The sequence below is a fragment of the Spirosoma oryzicola genome, assembly GCF_021233055.1.
Classification (GTDB): domain Bacteria; phylum Bacteroidota; class Bacteroidia; order Cytophagales; family Spirosomataceae; genus Spirosoma; species Spirosoma oryzicola.
Map to the genome: position 1 here is coordinate 4,808,855 of NZ_CP089538.1, position 22,002 is coordinate 4,830,856.

The 22,002-nt window shown below is 48.8% G+C and carries 20 protein-coding genes; 14 read left to right on the plus strand and 6 right to left on the minus strand.

Annotation, left to right across the window (positions count from 1 at the left end; all coding sequences use genetic code 11):
- The first annotated feature begins 2 nt into the window (after positions 1-2).
- The 3 genes from rfaE2 to LQ777_RS20335 all read left to right on the plus strand — a co-directional run bounded on the left by rfaE2 (position 3) and on the right by LQ777_RS20335 (position 2,071).
- The gene (rfaE2, locus tag LQ777_RS20325; RefSeq protein ID WP_232559772.1) at positions 3-482 is read left to right on the plus strand and encodes a D-glycero-beta-D-manno-heptose 1-phosphate adenylyltransferase; all 480 of its coding nucleotides are present in this window, start codon (positions 3-5) and stop codon (positions 480-482) included.
- 267 nt (positions 483-749) lie between these two features.
- Positions 750-1,175: a DUF2147 domain-containing protein gene (locus LQ777_RS20330; protein WP_232559773.1), complete on the plus strand. Its 426-nt coding sequence runs from the start codon at positions 750-752 to the stop codon at positions 1,173-1,175.
- A gap of 230 nt (positions 1,176-1,405) precedes the next feature.
- Positions 1,406-2,071 carry a zinc metallopeptidase gene (locus LQ777_RS20335; RefSeq protein WP_425276953.1) on the plus strand — a complete coding sequence of 222 codons (666 nt, stop codon included), beginning with the start codon at positions 1,406-1,408 and terminating at the stop codon, positions 2,069-2,071.
- 110 nt (positions 2,072-2,181) lie between these two features.
- Here the strand turns inward: LQ777_RS20335 and LQ777_RS20340 are convergent, their stop codons facing one another.
- Entirely contained in the window at positions 2,182-2,583 is a 402-nt protein-coding gene (locus LQ777_RS20340; protein ID WP_232559775.1) for a phage holin family protein, read from the minus strand.
- A gap of 77 nt (positions 2,584-2,660) precedes the next feature.
- On the opposite strand from LQ777_RS20340, the gene LQ777_RS20345 reads away from it, so the two are divergent.
- The 3 genes from LQ777_RS20345 (at position 2,661) to nspC (ending at position 5,590) form a co-directional block, all read left to right on the plus strand.
- Positions 2,661-3,389: a class I SAM-dependent methyltransferase gene (locus LQ777_RS20345; RefSeq protein ID WP_232559776.1), complete on the plus strand. Its 729-nt coding sequence runs from the start codon at positions 2,661-2,663 to the stop codon at positions 3,387-3,389.
- A gap of 297 nt (positions 3,390-3,686) precedes the next feature.
- Positions 3,687-4,382: a response regulator transcription factor gene (locus tag LQ777_RS20350; protein WP_232559777.1), complete on the plus strand. Its 696-nt coding sequence runs from the start codon at positions 3,687-3,689 to the stop codon at positions 4,380-4,382.
- A gap of 62 nt (positions 4,383-4,444) precedes the next feature.
- Entirely contained in the window at positions 4,445-5,590 is a 1,146-nt protein-coding gene (nspC, locus tag LQ777_RS20355) for a carboxynorspermidine decarboxylase (RefSeq protein ID WP_232559778.1), read from the plus strand.
- A gap of 189 nt (positions 5,591-5,779) precedes the next feature.
- On the opposite strand, the gene LQ777_RS20360 is transcribed toward nspC, so the two are convergent.
- On the minus strand, positions 5,780-6,760 hold the full coding sequence (locus LQ777_RS20360; protein ID WP_232559779.1) for a UDP-glucuronic acid decarboxylase family protein: 981 nt from the start codon (positions 6,758-6,760) through the stop codon (positions 5,780-5,782).
- A 107-nt stretch (positions 6,761-6,867) separates the two neighbouring features.
- Positions 6,868-8,199, minus strand: coding sequence for a UDP-glucose dehydrogenase family protein (locus LQ777_RS20365; RefSeq protein WP_232559780.1), 1,332 nt, complete (start codon positions 8,197-8,199; stop codon positions 6,868-6,870).
- Positions 8,200-8,571: 372 nt separating this feature from the next.
- Here LQ777_RS20365 and LQ777_RS20370 point away from each other — a divergent pair, with 372 nt between their 5' ends.
- Positions 8,572-9,711, plus strand: coding sequence for an acyl-CoA dehydrogenase family protein (locus LQ777_RS20370; RefSeq protein ID WP_232559781.1), 1,140 nt, complete (start codon positions 8,572-8,574; stop codon positions 9,709-9,711).
- Between the two features lie 78 nt (positions 9,712-9,789).
- On the opposite strand, the gene LQ777_RS20375 is transcribed toward LQ777_RS20370, so the two are convergent.
- Complete coding sequence (locus tag LQ777_RS20375; RefSeq protein ID WP_232559782.1) at positions 9,790-10,032, minus strand: GlsB/YeaQ/YmgE family stress response membrane protein; 243 nt, start codon at positions 10,030-10,032, stop codon at positions 9,790-9,792.
- A 71-nt stretch (positions 10,033-10,103) separates the two neighbouring features.
- Positions 10,104-10,856: a peptidoglycan editing factor PgeF gene (gene pgeF, locus LQ777_RS20380; RefSeq protein ID WP_232559783.1), complete on the minus strand. Its 753-nt coding sequence runs from the start codon at positions 10,854-10,856 to the stop codon at positions 10,104-10,106.
- Positions 10,857-11,090: 234 nt separating this feature from the next.
- Between pgeF and LQ777_RS20385 the strand changes: the two genes are divergently transcribed.
- The 7 genes from LQ777_RS20385 (at position 11,091) to LQ777_RS20415 (ending at position 20,868) form a co-directional block, all read left to right on the plus strand.
- On the plus strand, positions 11,091-11,489 hold the full coding sequence (locus LQ777_RS20385; RefSeq protein ID WP_232559784.1) for a hypothetical protein: 399 nt from the start codon (positions 11,091-11,093) through the stop codon (positions 11,487-11,489).
- 280 nt (positions 11,490-11,769) lie between these two features.
- Positions 11,770-13,446 carry a putative maltokinase gene (locus tag LQ777_RS20390; protein WP_232559785.1) on the plus strand — a complete coding sequence of 559 codons (1,677 nt, stop codon included), beginning with the start codon at positions 11,770-11,772 and terminating at the stop codon, positions 13,444-13,446.
- A gap of 25 nt (positions 13,447-13,471) precedes the next feature.
- On the plus strand, positions 13,472-14,320 hold the full coding sequence (locus tag LQ777_RS20395; RefSeq protein ID WP_232559786.1) for an SDR family NAD(P)-dependent oxidoreductase: 849 nt from the start codon (positions 13,472-13,474) through the stop codon (positions 14,318-14,320).
- Between the two features lie 63 nt (positions 14,321-14,383).
- Complete coding sequence (gene glgB / locus LQ777_RS20400) at positions 14,384-16,399, plus strand: 1,4-alpha-glucan branching protein GlgB (protein WP_232559787.1); 2,016 nt, start codon at positions 14,384-14,386, stop codon at positions 16,397-16,399.
- A gap of 139 nt (positions 16,400-16,538) precedes the next feature.
- Complete coding sequence (locus LQ777_RS20405) at positions 16,539-17,309, plus strand: hypothetical protein (RefSeq protein WP_232559788.1); 771 nt, start codon at positions 16,539-16,541, stop codon at positions 17,307-17,309.
- 325 nt (positions 17,310-17,634) lie between these two features.
- Positions 17,635-18,042: a response regulator gene (locus LQ777_RS20410; RefSeq protein ID WP_232559789.1), complete on the plus strand. Its 408-nt coding sequence runs from the start codon at positions 17,635-17,637 to the stop codon at positions 18,040-18,042.
- 6 nt (positions 18,043-18,048) lie between these two features.
- Complete coding sequence (locus tag LQ777_RS20415; protein WP_232559790.1) at positions 18,049-20,868, plus strand: PAS domain-containing sensor histidine kinase; 2,820 nt, start codon at positions 18,049-18,051, stop codon at positions 20,866-20,868.
- Positions 20,869-20,909: 41 nt separating this feature from the next.
- Here LQ777_RS20415 and LQ777_RS20420 read toward each other — a convergent pair whose 3' ends face one another.
- Positions 20,910-21,872, minus strand: a complete 963-nt coding sequence (locus LQ777_RS20420; protein WP_232559791.1) for an alpha-E domain-containing protein — start codon at positions 21,870-21,872, stop codon at positions 20,910-20,912.
- Positions 21,873-22,002: the final 130 nt, after the last annotated feature.

Genomic DNA, 22,002 nt, shown 5'->3' on the forward strand with positions numbered 1-22,002 from the left:
GCATGACTGAATCAAAAATTCTCACCCGTGAGCAGGCTATCCAACAGGCCGACAAATGGCGAGCCGAAGGACAGCAAATCGTTTTTACCAATGGCTGCTTCGATATTGTTCACCTGGGTCATATCGATTACCTCGAAAAAGCCCGGCATCTGGGCAACCGCCTGATTCTGGGTCTAAATACCGACGCTTCTGTTAGCTGCATCAAGGGGCCACTCCGACCGGTCGTTAATGAATACGCCCGCGCTCGTTTGATGGCTGCCCTGGAATTTGTGGATGCCGTTACACTTTTTGGCGAGCCAACCCCGCTGGAATTGATCGAGGCCGTTAAACCTGATATTTTAGTGAAAGGCAATGACTATACCGTAGCCACCATTGTTGGGGCTGATTTTGTCATAAGCCGAGGGGGGCGTGTCGAAACGGTAGCGCTTGTACCCGGTTATTCGACCACAAAGCTTATCGAACGCATTAAGCAAAGTTTCTAGCAGCGAGCCACTAAGCGCTTATCCTTAAAATTACTTAGAGTCGAAAAAATACTCAATTTCTATCATTCAGTATAAAGTATTGATTATTAACAAATAGCCAGCATAATGCTGGCTATTTGCATTTGGTTAAAAAAGTTTAATCTACTTAATCGTCAGAAGTAAACGAATATACTTTTATTTTAGTAGACTGGTGCTTCGCCCACCACTATTATCATCCATTGAGTTGCCATTAGTCGCTTGTATTAACCTGTAACCAACAGTAAACGAATGTCTTTCCTGGTATTTCGACGTTACGCATGGGCATCAAGCCTTCTTTTACTTTGCTTATTTCCGGTCGCGGGCAAGTCTTCAGTAGACCATACGGCTGACCAGATTCTTGGTTACTGGCTTTTTCCAGCTAAAGGATCGAGTATTGAACTCTACCGAAGCGGAGACCGCTATTACGGGCGCATTGCCGACGTAAGTTCTGTAGGGAAAGACAAATTTGGCTTAAGCAAGAACCAGCTGCTGATTAGTGATCTGGTTTTTGATGGCAATGGTTGGTCTGGTGGCGAGTTGATTCACCCAAAAACAGGAAGCCATTTTGATGTGGAAGTAAAAATGATTGATTCACAAACACTCACAGCAACCGTCTTTAAAGGATGCCGATGGCTTAACAAAGAATTTATTTTAACCCGAAAGCCCACTAGTTAATCCGATTCATTATACCAGCTAGTTGCTGCTCAAAATACGTCCGATGGCCCGCTGATTGACAGTGGGCCATCGTGTTTATAGGGGCCGAACGGCCCACAGCCTTGATAAATGGTCGGGTTTGGGGAGACATTTTGCCTAAACTATTGTTTTATAGTAGATGGCCTGGTAAGTTACCAGTTCGTATATGTACAAACCTGACCACAAAAACGATGATTTCACCTTGGTTATTAATGATCCTTATCTTCGGTATCAGCATGTTTGTAAGCTGGCGACTGAAGAGTAAGTTTAGTGAATATTCTCAAATTGGCTTAAGCAACGGCCTTAGCGGTGCTGAGATTGCGCAACAGATGCTCAATGAAAATGGCATTTACGACGTGCGCGTTGTTTCGACGGAAGGTATGCTTACCGATAATTATAATCCGCAGGAAAAAACGGTCAATCTGAGTAATGACGTGTACTATGGCCGTAGCGTAGCCGCAGCCGCCGTAGCCGCTCACGAATGTGGACACGCGGTGCAGCATAAGGCAGCGTACGCCCCGTTGAAGTTACGGTCTGCCCTAGTTCCTGCGTTATCAGTTTCGTCGCAGTATATGCAATGGATTATCCTGATTGGTATTCTGCTGCTGCAAACGACACCTATTCCCCTGGCTATTGGCGTGGGCTTATTTGCCCTCACAACCCTGTTCAGCTTTGTAACCCTGCCGGTTGAGTTTGATGCCAGCCGCCGGGCATTAGCCTGGATTCAGGATCGGGGCGTTGTTAATCAGCGGGAATACGGCTTCGCAAAAGACGCCCTCTGGTGGGCCGCAATGACCTACGTAGTAGCGGCACTGGGTTCGCTAGCAACGTTGCTGTATTATGCCAGTATCCTGATGGGTGGCCGACGCAGCGACTAATCGAGAACAAGACGAAGCGAGCCAATACGCTTCGTAGTCAATAAGAGAAACGGGCCGTCAGAAGATTTTATAGCTTCTGACGGCCCGTTTCTCTTTGGCACTGGTTTTTATTAAGTAAGTGATACAGTACTCACGTTGGCCAATGCTTCGTATCCTGACTCTATTCGTTCTTTGGTAGGTGCGGAGCGGTCGATCAGCGTTCCGGCAACGGCTACCGCTAATGCGATGACAAGCGCAGGCCAGAAACCATCAATGGTAAAGCTGTCCATAAAGCTATCAATCAGCTTCAACAAAATTGCCGTTACAACAATGCGGATAATCCCGGTCAGCAAAAAGAAGGTTATTAAATTAAGCGGAAAACGAATGATCCAGCCAATGAAAAAATTGAGTAGCCCTAGTAATACCGCGATTAACAACGCCGTCCCGAAACTCTTTACCTGAACTTGTGGCATGATATAAGCCAATCCAAAAATTACAGCTGCGTCCAGTAGCAAGTGTAGTATAAGATTCATACAGAAACGTTTAGATGGTTTCCTGAACAACTCGTTCCAAGCGGGGTTGTTTCAATGGATACTACTTTAGCACGACTATGCACCGTCTCTGGCTATTACCTTTATTTTCCTTGTTAGCTTGTGGTACGGGCTCTTCGCAGCAAAAAACAGCGGCTCAGGCCGCTGACTCAACCGGCTATTACCAATACCAGCAGGCCACCCGCGATGGCATCGGCAAGCGGTATCTAGGACGTGAAATAGCGCAGGTGATGGGTCACCTCGGTGCATCCTGGCTCGAACGTCCGGAGCGGGAACGCGAAGAACGAACTGATCTGCTGCTTAAAGCACTTAATTTACGGCCAACGGATGTGGTAGCCGATATCGGCGCAGGTACGGGATTTTTCACATTCCTGATGGCTCCCAAACTACCAAAAGGCAAAGTATTAGCGGTCGATATTCAACCCGAAATGATCGACTACCTTCAGGAAGGAACGGCAAAGCGGAAACTGACGAACGTAGAGCCTGTGCTCGGTACGGAGTCTGACCCCAAACTACCCGCCAACTCTGTCGATCTTGTCATTATGATTGACGCTTACCACGAGTTTTCTTACCCCCGAGAAATGCTCGAAAAGATTGTTTCTTCGCTCAAACCGGATGGTCGTGTTGTTTTGGTCGAATACCGTGCGGAAGACCCTAGCGTTCCCATAAAAGAACTTCACAAGCTAAGTGTCGCTCAGGCCAGCAACGAGATGAAAGCAGTTGGACTACGATTGATTAAGAACGACCGTCGTTTGCCACAGCAGCACATCATGTTTTTCGGCAAGTAACAACTAATCATTGTGTTCTACTACCCCTCAGTCTGAGCGGGTCTTCTCGTTTATTCCCTTCATCCATAGCGAATCGCTTGATACTCAAAATCATATTAATGATTTTTTAAGGATAAATACCCTTAAATCTAAGACTGCTTTAATTCAGGGCAATCGTTTCTGTCCGTCATTTGCAGTTGTTATGCTAGTACTACACCGAGCGAACGAAGCGGTCCAATTCAAACAATTTAGTTAGTACTAGTCGATTATGTTGATCCAATGCACAGCGCATATTTTACTGATTTCAACCAGATTGGTATGAAACTTTTGTTTATTGACAATACGGCTACGGAAGTCGACTGGATACGTAGGCGTTTAGAAGTTGAGAATAATCAAGTTATTGTCAGCACTGATTCACAAACAGGCTGGACGATGGCTCACCAAGCGCATTATGATGTAGTTCTTTTAACGGTTCACATTCCGGAAGGTGGTCAAGCAGAAACATCTTACCAGTGGATAGCCCAAGCCCACGATGCACCGTTACTCCTGATTATTTCGCCCGATACACCGGCAAACAAGGCCTGGGGGTTAGAGGCTGGGGCCGATGATTGCGTTGGTCATTCCATCGACATTCGTGAGCTAATGGCTCGGGTTACCGCGCTTTATCGACGCAAAGCCGGACAATTTCCAATGAGATCCGTATTGAAAGCGGGGGATCTGGAAATCAAGCTGCTCGAAAAATCGGTATACCGTGCCGGAAAGCGTATCGATCTGCTCCCCCGCGAATACTATCTGCTGGTTTTTCTGATGCAAAATCAAGGGCGGGTTCTGTCAAAAAAGGAAATTCTCGAAAGCGTCTGGAATGCCAGTGATGCAATTCGGCTCAATACGGTGGAAGTGTACATCAATTATTTACGGAACAAGATTGACCGCCAATCACCGGTTAAGCTGATTCACACCGTTGTTGGCATGGGATACGTTATTCGAAATCCCGAAAAATCGTCGGAGGAGTAATTGCCGAATAAGTACTTGACCTAAGCGTTCGACAACGCCACAAAAGGCCGTACCTTTGCGGTATGAATACGACCCTGCATCAGCGTCTCGACACGATTCCTTCGCCCAGCTTCGTTCTGGAAGAAGCAAAACTTCGCCGTAATCTCGAACTCATCGACTCCGTTCAGAAAGCAGCCGGTGTTACTATCATTCTGGCTCTGAAAGGGTTTTCGATGTACAGTGCTTTCCCGCTGGTACGGGAATACCTGAGCGGAGCAACAGCCAGTTCTCTGAACGAGATTAAACTCGTCAACGATTACATGGGTGTGCAGGCGCATGCCTACATACCCGCTTACCGCGACGATGAATTCGATGAAGTTGTTCAGCGCAGCAGCCACCTGACGTTCAACTCGTGGAGTCAGTGGGAGCGCTTTAAGGATCGGGCCGTTGGGCGTGTTTCGTGTGGCATTCGGGTAAACCCCCAATATTCGGAGGTAGCAACGGAAATGTACAATCCATGCGTACCCGGTTCGCGTCTCGGTGTAACCCGCGACCAACTCCCGGATCAATTACCCGAAGGGCTGGAAGGAATTCATTTCCATACGCTGTGCGAAAACGATTCGTTCACGCTTGAACGCACATTAAACGCCCTGGAAAGTCGGTTTGGCGATTTACTGCACCAGGTTAAATGGGTCAACTTCGGCGGAGGACACCTGATGACCCGCGAAGGCTACGACACCAATCACCTTGTTCAGCTGCTTACGGCTTTCCGTCAGAAATACAACGTCGATGTCATCCTGGAACCTGGCTCGGCCATTGCCTGGCAAACGGGTGTGCTGGTTTCGACAGTACTCGATGTATTGGACAGTCAGGGTATTCAGGTCGCAATCCTCGATACATCCTTTGCGGCTCACATGCCCGATACACTCGAAATGCCTTATAAGCCTCGAATTCTTGATTCGTACCATGAGCCCGTGGCCGGGAAACCGACGTACCGGTTAGGTGGAATGACCTGTCTGGCGGGTGACTTTATGGGTGATTACTCCTTCGACAAACCGTTGGCAATTGGCGACAAAATCGTATTTGACGATATGATCCATTACACGATGGTCAAGACCACTACCTTTAACGGCGTCAACCTGCCAAATATCGGCATCTGGAAAGAAAGCGATGAATTTCAGCTGGTCCGGACCTACGGATACGACAGCTTCAAAGACCGGCTCAGCTAGTCAGTAGCGTGAAATCTACAGCCGATTTCACGCTACTACTTATCTTATGCGGCTCCTTCTAACAAACAAAAAACCTGCGCACAATATGGCCCGCAGGTTTTTATCAGACAGCTAAAGGTGTACTGCACAAGGCAATTACGGAAGTAAAACTACGCAACGTTTGCCTCAACGGCAACGTAACGGTTCAGTTTATTTCTTCTCAAACTCGCGGTGGTACGCAGCTTTGTACAGTTCCTCTTCGGGTAAGCTCTTAAAGTATTCATACGTAATCCGAAGTCCTTCGGCCCGCGATACTTTTGGCTCCCAGTCAAGAATGGCTTTGGCTTTGGTGATGTCGGGTTGACGTTGTTTCGGATCATCCTTCGGCAAATCTTTCAGGACCAGCTTTTGGCTCGTACCCGTAAGCTTGATGATCTCTTCGCCGAATTCTTTGATCGTGATTTCGGATGGATTGCCAATGTTAACTGGGTACGCGTAATCGCTCAGCAGCAACCGGTAAATTCCTTCAACCAGATCGTCAACGTAGCAGAACGAACGCGTCTGACTACCATCACCGAAAACGGTCAAGTCCTCGCCCCGTAGCGCCTGCCCAATGAAGGCGGGTAGAACCCGTCCGTCGTTCAGTCGCATCCGTGGACCATATGTGTTAAAAATCCGAACGATACGCGTTTCCAGACCGTGGTAGGTATGGTAAGCCATCGTTATCGCTTCTTGGAAACGCTTGGCTTCGTCGTAAACGCCACGCGGCCCAATCGGATTCACGTTGCCCCAGTATTCTTCGGGCTGTGGGTGAATGGTTGGATCGCCGTAAATTTCTGACGTAGAGGCAATCAGAACGCGAGCGCCTTTTACGCGAGCTAATCCCAGACAGTTATGAATACCTAACGAACCTACTTTCAGCGTCTGGATCGGAATTTTAAGGTAATCGATGGGGCTGGCGGGCGAAGCAAAATGCAGGATGTAATCCAGTTCACCCGGTACGTGAATAAACTTGGAAACGTCGTGGTGGTAGAATTCAAAATTCGGCAGATGAAACAGATGCTCGATGTTACGAATGTCACCGGTGATTAAGTTGTCCATCGCGATGACGTGGTAGCCTTCCTTGATGAACCGGTCGCACAGATGCGACCCTAAAAATCCGGCTCCGCCGGTAATTAAAACACGCTTCATTCAGTATTGGGTTTGTGGTTATAATTGTGGGTTGTACCACCAAGTGATCAGCCTAAGCACTTACGCCGACCAAGCTAGGCATTACAACCCACGAATCATAAACTAGATCAGGCTTTTTGTTCGACAGGGGCCAGAACCGCTTCCCGCCCTACGCTGATGTACGTGTAGTTTAACTCACGCATCTGGTCCAGTTCGTACACGTTCCGACCGTCGAAGATCACCCGGTTCTTCAACAGCAGGTTCATCTTGTCGAAATCCGGCGTACGGAACAGCGGCCATTCGGTGATAATTACCAGCGCGTCAGCATCATCCAACGCTGCGTACTGCGTATGCGCGTACGAAACGGCGTTGCCAATAAGGCCACGTACGTTTTCCATTGCCTCAGGGTCGTAAACCGTTACTTTCGCACCTGCTTCGATCAATGCTTTGATGTTATCGAGTGCCGGAGCTTCGCGGATATCATCCGTATAGGGTTTGAAGGCCAATCCCCAAACAGCGATGGTTTTGCCTTTCAGATCACCACCAAAGTAATCCAGGATCATTGGCATCAACTTCGTTTTCTGGGCGTAGTTGACATCCATTACCGACTTCAACACTTTGAAATCGTAATCGAAATCTTTAGCCGTTTTAGCGAGTGCCTGCACATCTTTTGGAAAACAGCTACCGCCGTAACCGATACCCGCAAACAGGAAGCGCTTACCAATACGGCTGTCGGTACCAATACCGCGACGGATATCGTCTACGTTCGCACCCGCCCGTTCGCACAGGTTAGCAATCTCGTTCATAAACGTGATTTTGGTAGCCAGGAACGCGTTTGCCGCGTATTTCGTCATTTCGGCGGAACGCTCGTCCATGAAAATAACGGGGTTACCCTGACGAACCAGCGGTGCGTAAAGGCGGTTCATAACCCCCTTGGCCCGCTCCGACTTGGTACCAATAACTACCCGGTCAGGCTTCATAAAGTCTTCTACGGCAACACCTTCCCGCAGGAATTCAGGGTTCGACACAACATCGAAATCAACCTTGGCGTTATCAGCAATGTGCGCGTGTACTTTCTCAGCCGTACCGACCGGAACAGTGCTTTTATCGACAATTACTGCGTATTGATTCAGGATCGGGCCCAAATCGCTGGCAACTTTCAGAATATACTTCAGGTCGGCCGAACCGTCTTCACCAGGAGGAGTAGGCAGCGCCAGGAAAATAACTTCGGCACCTTTGATTCCTTCTTCCAGATTGGTGGTGAACGACAAACGACCCTGTTCCACGTTCCGATGGAAAAGTACGTCCAGACCCGGCTCATAAATGGGAATGATGCCGTTATTCAGTTTTTCAACTTTGCGTTCATCGATATCAACGCATGTTACCTGGTTACCGGTCTCCGCGAAACATGTTCCCGTGACAAGGCCTACATATCCAGTTCCTACAACTGCCAGTTTCATATAAAAAAGTCAAAGTAAAATTTATAAACGATTGAGGTAGATTTTACATACGTACCTGCCGGCCCGATTTCACAAAAATAGGAGTTTTTCAATAACAGCCTAGGACCCACGCAGAATTGTGACTTACCGGTAATAATTCAGCCTTTTACTAAATGTATTCAGTATGAACAGCAATACTTTTTTGACAAATATACAAAATATAGATATCAATGATTATTTGTTTTAATATTTTTTAATATAGTAACAAAATCAAATCGATTTCTGCTTTTTCTAGTGAATACTACCTGGTAATTATCTGACAAAACGGAATTGGTACTTTACAACAAATTGCTTAAATTTCTTTTAAATCACTTCATCGAATAACACCCTTATATGACTAACGAAATTGTAGAAAATCAAGAATTAATAGCCCAATCTGTTCGGGATTTGAGTGACCGGTTGATTCGCCCAAACGTACGACAGTGGGACGAGGAGCAGCATTTTCCGCTTGACCTGTTTAAACAACTCGGTGATCAGGGCCTGATGGGCATGCTGGTACCGGTTCACTACGGCGGAACGGGCCTTGGCTACCGGGAGTACGTAACGGCAATTGTTGAACTAGCCCGTGTGGATGGCTCTGTAGGTCTGTCGATGGCTGCGCATAATTCCCTATGCACAAATCATATTCTGCTGTTCGGCAGCGAAACGCAAAAGCAAATCTATTTACCCCAACTAGCTACTGGCGAATGGATCGGTGCCTGGGGACTGACCGAACCGAATACAGGATCGGATGCCGGTAACATGCGTACAACAGCCATCCGGCAAGGCGACGAATGGGTACTCAACGGAGCCAAAAACTTTATTACGCACGGACGAAGCGGCAACGTAGCCGTGGTTATTGCCCGAACGGGTGAACCCAACACCCCGCACAACGCCACTGCTTTTGTGGTTGAGCGCGGAACGCCCGGCTTTTCGGGGGGCCGTAAAGAAGATAAGCTAGGCATGCGAGCATCTGAAACCACCGAAATGCTGTTTCAGGATTGCCGTATTCCAGATAGCCAACGATTGGGTGCAGTAGGAGACGGATTTGTTCAGTCGCTTAAAGTGCTGGACGGCGGACGAATTTCAATCGCAGCCTTAAGCCTGGGCATCGCTTATGGAGCTTATGATGCGGCTCTGGCCTACGCCAAAGAGCGGGAACAGTTTGGGCAACCGATCGCCAATTTCCAGTCTATTAGTTTTAAGCTTGCCGATATGGCGACGGATATTGAAGCGGCCAAACTGCTGACTTATCAGGCAGCCGATTTGAAAGATGCTGGTAAGTCGGTAACAAAAGAATCAGCGATGGCCAAGCTATTTGCGTCTGAAACCGCCGTGCGAGTTGCCAACGAAAGCGTACAGATATTTGGCGGTTATGGCTACACAAAAGATTTTCCGGTAGAAAAATTCTATCGAGATGCAAAGCTTTGCACTATCGGTGAAGGAACCAGTGAAATTCAGAAAGTAGTTATTTCCCGACAAATTCTTAAATAACTCAGCAAAAAGCAGAACGGGTACGTAGACTGATCTACGTACCCGTTCTGCTTTTTGCTTGTGTAAATGGCGCTATACCTACACTGTTCTGCGTGATCCTTTGATCAGAGCCGCAATACCCAGGATGATGACAGCACCAACGAATGATGTTAAGATTTGATCAACTATACCACCCGACCGGCCAAATATCCAGCCGCCTACAAAACCACCGGCAATACCGAGAAGGATTTCAGCGAAGAGCGAAAACGAAAACCGTTTGAAGACGAGGTCGGCGAGCCATCCGGCTACCGCACCTACTAAGATAGAAACTAAGATTCCCATGATTATTGAATGTTGAGTAATAAAAATCTATTGTGAAAACAGGTACATAACTTCGGCCAATAAAACTTTGTTTACGATTTAATACCAATAATTGCCAGCATTCGTCCTGTTTGTCCATTTTCGGCCCGGTATGAGAAGAAAATATCGTTGTTAAGCACTGTCGAAAAAGAAGATACCTCTATTTGCGTTGATGGGACACCAAAACGGATAAGCTGCTGCCGGTTGGCTGCTTTCAGATTTACACAATCTTTCAACGTTTGCGCGTCTTTCTGTACGAACTCAGGCGCAAACCGTTCGGCTACTTCCGGTCCCACTTCGAAGGAGCATTCGTCAATGCAGGTTCCGACGTAAGCGTAGCAATTGGCAGCGCTGGTACCGAACTGTTGCTCCATCGTTGTTAGCGTTTTGGCCACGATTTCGCCGGATGTTCCGCGCCAGCCCGCATGAATAGCCGCTACTGCCCGATTAGCCTTATCGTAAATTAGAATCGGTGTGCAGTCAGCTACGGTCACCCCAACAAACAAACCTGGTTTGTCGGTAATCAGCGCATCGTAACCGTTAAAACGCCCTGCTTCCGTGGCATACAATACCTCCATGCCATGCACTTGATGCGAAGAAGCAAACCGGCGATCCACATCGTCAATTCCCAGCGACAGAAAAAAGCGACGCCTATTCTCGTTTACGTTGTCCGGTTCGTCGTTTGTATTGATTCCCAAATTGAGCGAAAGAAACGGTGCTGGGCTAACCCCGCCATGACGTGTACTTTCGGCTGTTATTAAATCAGAGAAGTCGGAAAATACCGCGGGAATATGGTAAGAAGTCATTAGTTGGTCAGTTGTTCAAGCGTATTGAGTAAGACAATACGACAAAATTGCAATCAAAAGCCTGTCTATCCTAAAAGCCCTACGCTCGATCATCCTTGTTTTCTTACCACTCATCCTTCCGAAAAACCGCTCTGGTAGTTTGTAATGCATAGTACTATCCAGGGCCTATATCTTTGTTTCACCAATCCGGACGATCCCGGCTAACTTTTGAACGAAACGAAAAAACATACTATTATGAAAACGATCCTCAAATCCCTGCTTTTCTCGCTGTCACTTGGCGTATTTACCTCGATGGTTTCCTTTGCTGAAGCCAAACCTGTTGGCCGTCCCGCCAACGTAGCGGCTTACAAAGCTGGGGTATACACAACTGTTTCGGGTCAACTGAGTATTGCGCTTAACAAAGAGATCGGTGGCGCGGTCGATATTCGTCTGAAAAACGCCGGAGGGACCGTGTTGTACAGCCAGCATTTAGGTAAGAACGAAAGCCAGTACCGTACCCGTCTGAACATGAACGAACTGCCGGACGGTACGTATCAGGTAGAAATTTCAAATGGCGTTGAGACAACCACCCATACAATTACCATTGCAACGCAGCAGCCAAGCACACCAAGCCGCGTTATCGCGCTGAACTAACCACCCCAAAAACTTTACGCAAAACCTCGCCCGGACAACAGGGCGAGGTTTTGCTATTACAGACTTTTCATAGTACTTAATCCCTCATTTGTTAGTAAGCCAGCCAACATCAGCCCGCCATCTTTGTTGTATACCCAAGAAACTTTTGGCCTACAGATCATTGCCTGGTCTGTGGCCATCAAGGAAAAGACCGTAAGACTTCCTCAATGACTTTAGCGGGAGCTTCTTTGCTTATCCCCTATACTTAACTCGTTCGCTAACCGATAACAGCCTTTTGTTCATGGTACCCACTGACCACCCTCTCACATCGCCTACAAACTGGGCTGGCATTGCGTCTAATACTGAGTTCTGGTCGCAACTAGCACAGACATTACTGCCTGGTTACGTCAATACGTGCCGCTGGTTTGCCGGAAAAGCTCGTCAACAGACCGGGTTTGCGGCCAAGACGGTACACACGATTCCACTTCCCGACGGCGATGTAGCGTATCTGCTGATACTGGAAGCGACCTACGCCGATGGCATTCCCGAACTGTATCAGCTTCCTTTGTCTTTCATTGCCGACTCAATAGCGAATTCTCTTCCTTTTCAACTAGCGGACGTGCCCGACAAAGGACGTATCGGCGAAGTGGCGCTGGATCATCATGCTGGCGTATTGATCGATGCCATTTATGACGAACGCTTTCGACGGGCTTTGTTTACTAATATTTATACCGATCAGGTATTGCCACAGCCTGACGGGCAACTCACGTTTCACAAAGGCAAAGGGTTGGAGGAAGGCGACGATACGCTGAGTTCGCGGGTGCTACCGGTCGATTCCAGCAATTCAGCGATGGTTTTTGGAGAAAAGTATTTTATGAAACTGTACCGAAAGCTATTCCAGGAGACGAACCCGGAAGTCGATATGGTCGCGTTTCTGACGGATAAAAGCAGCTTTGACCACATCCCGGCCTTCGGCGGTAGCATCGTCTGGCAGCATCCCGATGCCGCTCCATCCGACGGTGCCGATATTACCCTGGGCATGGTTCAGCGTATGGTTCCAAATGACAAGGATTCGTGGATGCAAACCGGCGACTACCTCAACGATTTTCTGTATGCCGTTCCGCAACGACTTTTTGCCATCCGGGAAGATGTGTTTGAAAAAGTTGAGTTGCTTGGTAAACGAACCGGGGAAATGCACTGTGCGCTCTACAAACCCAATGCCGACGCTGACTTTGCCCCCGAACCGATAACAGATGAATACCGTGCCTTCATGATTAAGCGGTTGGAAGATTTGCTGGAACGCCGGTATGCGCTGCTCATCGATAATTACACCAAGCTCGATTCACAGGCGCAGCGACTGGCGTGGGTATTCATGGAAGCGAAGGAAATGATCGAAACATTTATCGATGATTTCAGAAAACGTCCGCTCGGTTCGCTCCGCATTCGGATCCACGGCGATTACCACCTTGGTCAGGTGCTGGCAACCCGCAATGACTTTGTCATCATTGATTTTGAAGGTGAGCCGGAAAGCAGCATTACCGAACGCAAGATCAAGCACTCGCCCCTCAAAGACGTAGCAGGCATGATTCGCTCCTACCACTACGCCGTGTCGGCAAAGCTGTTTAACTCTTCCGAAACCGACGACCTGGACCCGGAGCACTTGCAGCGCGTTTCGGACCGGTGGTTTTATCTGATTCGTGACACGTTTATGAATGCGTATCAGGATGTTTTTGGCACGCCCCATCCGTTGTTCAAAAACAACAACGAGTTGAATTTCCTGCTATTGATCTACCTGCTCGAAAAGGCCGTTTACGAATTAGGATACGAGATCAGCTACCGACCATCGTGGGTTAAAATTCCGCTCCGGGGGATTATCGATGTCATTCGCGAAATTGAAAAAATTCTGCTGAGTGAGGGAGAAATCGAGGCCGACATACCGTTATTGCAGACCGGTTTGTTGCAAGCCAAAAATTTGTAATTGCAGCGTTAGTCAGGCCCGTTTCATGAGCATCTTTCAAGACACAGTTGTCATTATCACCGGCGCGGGTTCGGGTATTGGACGGCAGCTTGCCATTCAGGCCGTTGCAAAAGGAGCAACCGTTATCGCAACCGACATCAATGAGGGCGGCCTGGCCGAAACTCGTACGGGCTCGTCGGGTGATATGACCTTGCTGCGGCTGGACGTGTCGGATGCGGACGCGATAAAGACGTTTGCCGATCAGGTCATTCCAACGCTGAACAACCGCCGGCTTATACTGATCAACAATGCGGGTGTAGCCTTGGGAAGCGGCCCTTTTTCGGATACCGATCTCGACGATTTCGAATGGCTACTGACCATAAATCTCTGGGGAGTTATTCGGATGACGAAAGAGTTCCTGCCGTACTTGCAGAGTCAGGATCGGGCGGGCAGACAAGCCGGACACATTGTCAACATGTCGAGTGTTCTTGGACTGGCAGGGGTGATGAACCAGTCGGCCTATAGCACGGCCAAGTTTGGCGTACGGGGATTTACTGACGTGTTGCGTATGGAATTGCTGGACACCCGGATTGGCGTCACCTGTGTGCATCCGGGTGGTATAAAAACCAACATTGCGATCAACGCACGCGTTGGCAAAAACAGCCAGGTAACCGATGCTTTACTGGAGAAAAGCGCCAGTAGTTTCGAAGAAATGGCTAGAACCACCCCCGAAGAGGCCGCCCGCCAGATCTGGCATGGTGTCGAAAAAAACAAAGCCCGTATCCTGATCGGCTCCGATGCGCGAATGATCGAACGGATCACAAGACTTTTCCCGACAGCGTATGTAAAAATGATGCGCAAGCAGATCGAGAACGTGTTCGCAACAAACCGCTAAGGATTTTTTCTAACTTTCCGCTTCTGATCGCGTTCAATATTCTAGCTATACCAGTCCTAAACAATGGCAAAACGTAAAACCATGATGGCAGCGTCTGACAACCCACCGGCTGACGTAGAACAGCCTGCTTCATCAACCCCCAATACCGATCAACCGATGCAATCAGGTAATCCAGAAGCGTACTCCCGCTTCACTGATTTTGATATCTACCTGTTTCGGGCAGGCAAGCACCAGCGTCTATACGAAAAATTTGGCTCACATGTTGTTGAGCATAATGGCGTTGTAGGAACCTATTTTGCCGTATGGGCTCCTTCCGCCCGCTACGTGTCCGTGATTGGCAATTTCAATGGTTGGAACAAAGGAAGCCATTCGCTGGCTGTGCGCTGGGACTCGTCGGGTATCTGGGAAGTATTTATCCCGAATATCGGCAGAGGAGAAACCTACAAATACTTCATTGTCAACGAAAACGGTCGCGAATTAGAAAAAGGCGACCCGTACGCACACCTTTGGGAAGTTCCTCCGCATACGGCTTCCCTGGTGTGGGACACCTATTACGAGTGGAACGATCAGGAATGGATGACCACCCGTAAGGAAAAAAATGCGCTGAATGCCCCAATTTCGGTCTATGAAGTGCACCTGTCATCCTGGCGACGTGACCCTTCCGACCCGGATCGTGAGCTGAGCTACGGCGAAATTGCCGACGCGCTGGTTCCTTATGTGCAGGAGATGGGCTTTACGCACGTTGAGTTTATGCCCATCATGCAGTATCCATATGCACCATCCTGGGGATATCAGATCACGGGTTATTATGCGCCCAGCAGCCGCTTTGGTACGCCACAGGATTTCATGGCGTTAATCGAGAAACTGCACCAGGCCGGTATCGGCGTATTGCTGGACTGGGTTCCCTCCCACTTCCCCGGCGACGCGCACGGTCTGTACGAGTTCGATGGTTCGCACCTGTACGAACACCCCGACCCGCGCAAAGGCTACCACCCCGACTGGAAAAGTTATATCTTCAACTACAGCCGACCAGAAGTACGGTCGTTCCTCCTGTCGAATGCGTTGTTCTGGCTGGATCGCTGTCACGCTGACGGCTTGCGGGTGGATGCGGTAGCGTCTATGCTTTACCTAGATTACTCGCGGAATGCGGGCGAATGGGAACCCAACATGTTTGGCGGTCGCGAAAATCTAGAGGTCATTTCACTGCTCAAAGAAATAAACGAAGCGGTCTACAGCGAATTCCCCGATGTGCAGACAATAGCGGAAGAGTCTACGGCATTTCCGGGTGTATCACGACCTGTCTTTACGGGTGGACTCGGCTTTGGCATGAAGTGGATGATGGGCTGGATGAACGATACGCTACGGTATTTCGAGCGCGATCCGGCTTTCCGCAAATTCCACCAGGATAATCTGACATTCAGTACGGTGTATGCGTTTACCGAAAACTTTATGCTGCCTCTCTCGCACGATGAAGTTGTCTACGGTAAACAGTCGCTCGTCGGCAAAATGCCGGGCGACGAATGGCAGCGCTTTGCCAACCTACGCCTGCTTTTCTCGTATATGTTTACGCACTCTGGCAGCAAATTGCTATTTATGGGTGGCGAATTTGGGCAAACATCGGAGTGGAAGTTTGACACTAGCCTCGACTGGCATCTGCTGGAGTTTGCTCCTCATAAGGGAATAGCCGCCTGCGTCAAAGCGCTGAATCAGCTTTACAAAAATGAACCCGCTATGTATGAGCGTAGCTATACAGCGGATGGTTTCGAGTGGATCGATACGTCTGACCGGGAAAACAGCATCATCACCTACGCCCGTAAAGGTGATCGCCCTGAGGAGACCTTGCTGATAGTTCTTAACATGACGCCCGTTCCGCGCGCAGACTACCGCATTGGTGTTCCGTCGGCGGGTTCATACCAGGAGATTTTCAACAGCGATGCCAAAGAGTTTTACGGCAGTGGCATCGGTAACCAAGAACCGCTGGCGAGTGAAGAGTCGGCCTGGCACGGACGCCCGCAGTCGATTCGACTGAATGTGCCCCCACTAGGTGCGATTGTCTTAAAAATCAGCGCGGAATCGTAGTTCATTGGACAGGACACGGCTTTGACGGCTAATTTGATTCAGAACCGCTTAAAAAAGCGATACAATCAGATTAGTTGTCAAAGCCGTGTCGTATCAGTTCAGGCCCTATCTTTGCCGACTCGTCATCTGATCAGCTTGCATGAAGAAGTTTATTATAGCGGTATTAACTCTGTTTTCCATTCCTGGTTTTGCCCAGTCACCCGTATCAACTCGTTTGAGTAGTGGTTATGACGTGGGTATGGCTTACTCCAAAAACAACTACAATCCGTCATTGGCGTACTACCAAATGATCAACATCGGCGAGCGCAAGCTGTTTTCGCTGGGATGGACATTGAGATTAGGGGCTTATTACGGAGATAATCTGAACTATTATACCGCGCCAGCCCGGTTGACACGCGGCAAGACAGGCTTTAATGCGCTATCTGAACCGCTGATTATCAAAAACATCGACACGGTCAGGATGGACTATTCGTCAATGACGTCCTTAAACCTGGGAATACGCGCCCAAGTTAATTTGGGAGTTGTTGAGTTGGGAGCCAGCGCGGAGTTGCTCGGTCTCACTTTGGGCAAGTCCCGGACAGGCCGCTACCGTTCATCGACGGGATATTACAAGCAAACGAATGCAGCCGGAGTTGACTCAACGATTTATTTTCGGGTTGCAAACGCGGATCAGAAGACGCGCCCCAGCCGCCTGAATGTCCGGCTGTTAGGTGACAACGATATTGGTACGCTCTCGACGGAAGTGTACGCCCGGATTCGCATTAGCCAGCGTCTTTCGGCCAGAGTCGCTTATCAATGGCTTACCACTGAAATCAAGGTAAATAACAGAGACGCCGAAGCCGACAATGATCGCTTCCGGAGCCGGGTAGGAATGGTTTATGCAGGTCTTACCTTCCCCATATTTTATTAGTTTCTTCAACCAGCATTACCCAGGAAGTGTATCTTCTGCGGTAGTGCTGGTTGCCATGTTTTTAGGCGCTAGCATGCGATAACAACCGAGCATTTATAGGTTCTTGCTTTGCAATTACGCAAACAAGATTACTTTTTTCACTACGAATAATCACGTTTAGTAACAGTATTCTTTGACAAAATAAGGCTTTTACCAAACAGATAACCGTGACAACTCCACACGTGGCTTCCTGAGTCACTAGATTGTCGGATATTTTGCCACATCGTTACAAATTCTGTTATCTTTCGGTTAAAAAGATTCCTCACCGCTGGTTTGTTATCACGTCATGAAATCGCCTATATCCTGCTTCTTAATTGATGACGATGAAGACGATCAGGAAATTTTTTTACTGGCGTTACGAAAATTGGACGCGTCTATCGCCTGCTCTTGTGCCGACAATGGCGCCGATGCCCTGCTTCGACTTCGCCAGGACGAAGCGTTTAAGCCTACTTATATTTTTCTGGATTTGAATATGCCGGGCATGAACGGAAAACAATGCCTGACCGAACTGAAAAAGATTGCGCGTCTCCAGCATACGCCGATCTTTATTTACTCGACCTCATCGGACATGAGAGACCGAGTTGAAGCGGAGAAACTTGGTGCAGAAGGATTTCTGACCAAGCCCGCCCAGGTTTCAACGTTGATTAATCAGTTGTCGCAACTATTTTTGAACTATCCGAACGGCAGAGCGTAGTTCATCATGGAAACCAATAGTGCAGACCCGCGTCTTTACCCATTCCTCAATCAAAAGGACGAACTTGATCAGTTAATCCGTTCACTGGACTGGTCTGCGAGTCCACTGGGCTCAATTGACACCTGGCCACAGAGTTTACAGACCACACTCAGCATCGTTATGGCCTCACCCCTCCCGATGGCTTTGTTGTGGGGTTCTGAGTGCATCTGCTTTTACAATGACTCCTTTCGGTCAAGCCTCGATATTGACGGCCATCATGTACAAGCGCTGGGACGTAGTTTGAAAATAGCTTTTCCTGAATGGTGGCATGCTATTGAACCCCTAGTAAATCAAGCCTTTGGGGGCGAAACAGTCCGGAGTGACGACCAGTTACCCCCTATTTATCGGCAGGAGCACCCGGAAAATGTATACTGGACGCTAAATTATAGTCCTGTACTCGATGAGTCGGGTAGGCCGGGCGGTGTGTTGATTACAGGAATAGAAAGCCAGGCGCTTGCTCAGTTGAAAGAAAGTCAGGCAAAGTTACAGCTTGCTTTACAAGCTAGCGAGCTAGGAATCTGGGTACTTGATCCGTTACAGAAAACGGTTCATATGGATGCCCGTTGCCAGGAATTGTACGGCTTTTTGAAAAATGAGCAGGTCACTTATTCCGACGTCCTAAACCATATTTACCCGGAAGACCGCCCGCGTGTAGACACGACCGTTATGCAAACGTTGGCTCCCGGCTCCAATGGTCAGTACGACATCAAGTTTCGAACGCTTGCTCTCGAAGACAACCGATTACGCTGGATACATTGTCAGGGAAAGGCACACTTTAACGACCAAGGACAGGCGGACCGCTTCGCCGGAACGGCACGAGACATCACGGAACAGGTCGTTACCCAGGAAGAGCAGGAAAATACCGAGGAGCAGGCAAGACTGGCCGTAAGCAGCGCCGGTGCCGGAACCTTCTTTATTGACCTAGAGCATGACACGGTTGTGTGTTCGCCTACCCTTGCCAAAATTTTTACGGGCAATGAACTGACGGGTCTTACGCGGAATATGCTCATCACCTACATTCTGCCGCAGGATCGCCCCAGACGCGACAAAGCCTATGAAGAAGCAGCTCGTACCGGAAAGCTACGCTATGAAGCCAGAACGACCTGGGACGACGGGAGTATCCATTGGCTACGCGTGATGGGAACCTACCTGAACAATCCTGCGGGTAAGCCAACTCGTTTTGCGGGTATTGCTCAGGACATCACCGCTGAAGTCGAAGCCAGTCTAGAGCAGCAGCAATTTACTTCGTTGGTAGAAGGCAGCCCTGAATACATGAGCATCGCCAGTTTGGACGGGCCTATCCTCTACGTAAACCCTTACGGTCTGGAACTGCTGGGTCTAAAAAAAGAGGAGATCTCATCCAAAAAGCTGAGTGATTTCTTTACGCCCGAAGATTGGGAAATCGTTCTGAACACGCAAATACCCCTTTCTATTTCCCACAAACGTTGGACAGGCGTTCAGCATTACCGAAATTTTCAGACAGGCGAGCGTATTCCTTTGGACATTAAACGGTTCGTGATTACCGATCCCGTCACGGGAGAACCTTACGCCCTCGTAGCAACGGGCCGCGACTTACGCCCTGAGTTAGCAGCCAGAAAAGAACTGGAGGAAAGTGAAGCGGCTCTGCAAAAAGTAAACCAACGACTAGAAATAGCGTTGAATGCGGGCCACTTAGGTTCTTATGAGCTCGATTTGACAAGCGGAATTATGCAATGTACCCCGCAGTGCAAAGCCAATTTCGGTTTGCCCGTAGCGGCTACGCTTAATTTCCCGGATCTACTCCGCATAATCCTCCCCGACGACCGACAACTCGTTCAACGGGCAGTCGATTTGGCAATTGCCGACAAGTCTACCTACAAAGCGGAATACCGTGTTGCCTGGCCCGACGGTTCGATTCACTGGATCAGAGCTTCTGGTCAGACAACGTATGACGAAGCGGGGATGCCGCTAACCATGGTTGGCATTACAATGGACATTACGGTCCAGCGAATGGCGCAACAAGACCTCGAACGGCAGGTTCAGGAACGAACCCGTGACCTGATTAATACCAACCAGGAACTCGTTCGGACCAATCACGAGCTAGAGCAATTTGCGTACATCGCCAGCCACGACCTCCAGGAGCCACTTCGCAAGATACAAAGCTTTGCGGGTCTGCTTCCCGACAACCGTTATGACGACGAACTCTTTGCGCTCTACCTCGATAAGATAATGAAGTCGGCGCAACGGATGTCGGCGTTGATTAAGGCGGTTCTCAACTATTCTCGTCTTTCCAAATCCGATGAGCAGTTCGCCAAGACAGACCTTAATCAGATCATCCGGCATGTACTAACGGACTTTGAACTGCTGATTGACGAAAAAAAGGCGGTTATCCAAATTAAGGAACTACCAGTCATCGAAAGTATTCCCATGCAGTTGCATCAGCTATTCGCGAATCTGATCAGCAATGCATTGAAGTTTGCCCGTGAGGTACCGGTCATCGACATTGCGTCGCAGTCCGTTCCGGCAAATGAAGTGGAACAACTTGGTTTACAACCCGACGCAACGTACGCTCACCTGACTGTGAAAGACAACGGAATTGGTTTCGATCAGCAATATGCCGACCGGGTTTTTACGATATTTCAACGGCTCAATAACGCCCGAGATTACAGCGGTACGGGCATTGGTCTGGCTTTGTGCCGTAAGATTGTCAACAATCACGGGGGTGTTATCTCCGCCGAAAGCGAGCCCGGACAGGGAGCAACCTTTCACATTTATTTGCCCGTAAGCCAGCCTGCTAAGCCGGTTTAACGCAATGGTTTAGGACCGTGTTGCGTTAAACCGATCCGTAGTTATACCTCCACCGGTTTCAGATCGAAATAGGTTTCAAAAATCGCAGTACCGATCTCATTCGTACGCGTCTGAAAACTGTCGAGATACTGGTGCAATCCTGCCTTGAAAATATCCGATGTCTCGGTAAATTCAATGTCGGCCCGGAGCTTGGAGAGCGTTCGTTCGGCCGAATTACCAAAACCGTTCGAAATGGTATTGCCCGCAATTTCGTAGAGCGACAATTCAGCCTGTCGGATGCAGTGAGCCACAGCGCGCGGAAACATCTTGTCCAGAATCAGGAATTCGACAATGCTGGACGGTGTCAGCGAACGATACTGCTGGCGGTGCATATTGTAGGCACTTACTGATTTCAATACCGCAGACCAGATCATCAGATCAAGCGTAGAGCCTACCGCTTCGACTTCGGGCAAAAGCGTAAAGTATTTTACATCCAGAAAGCGCGAAGTTTTATCGGCCCGTTCCAGAAACCGTCCTAGGCGTCCAAAATGCCAGGCTTCGTTGCGGGTAATCGTCGCATCGATAATGCCGTAAAATAGCTGCGTATCGTTACGGATGTCCGTAAAAAAATTTTGCGTCTGCACCTCACCCCACTGCTGCTTGGGAGACGTGTCACGCATTTTCAGATAAAACTGGTTCAGGTGCTCCCACATCTCCTTGGAAATGACCTCGCGGATAGTACGAGCATTTTCGCGAGCGTTGCTCAGGCACGCCACAATCGAGTTGGGATTGCGCTTGTCGAAGGTCATAAAGTGAATGACATTCTCACGCGTCGGCTGGTCGTAGTGCTTGTCGAACAGGAAGTTATCAGCCGTAGCAATAAGTAGTGGCTCCCATTGCTGGTTGACGTTGGGCGGCAGGTCGAGCGCCAGGTTGAAGTTTACACTCATAAAACGGGCATAGTTTTCGGCCCGTTCGATATAGCGGTGCATCCAGTAAACAGAATTGGCGACGCGGCTCAGCATAGGTAAAACGTTTGGGTTAGCGTGGCGGGTGACTAACAAAAATAGGACTTCATCACTGTTTTACAAGAAGTACTTTCCGTCTCTGGCTATTTTCCAAAATAATCATCTAAAAATAAAGTAATTTGCTGCC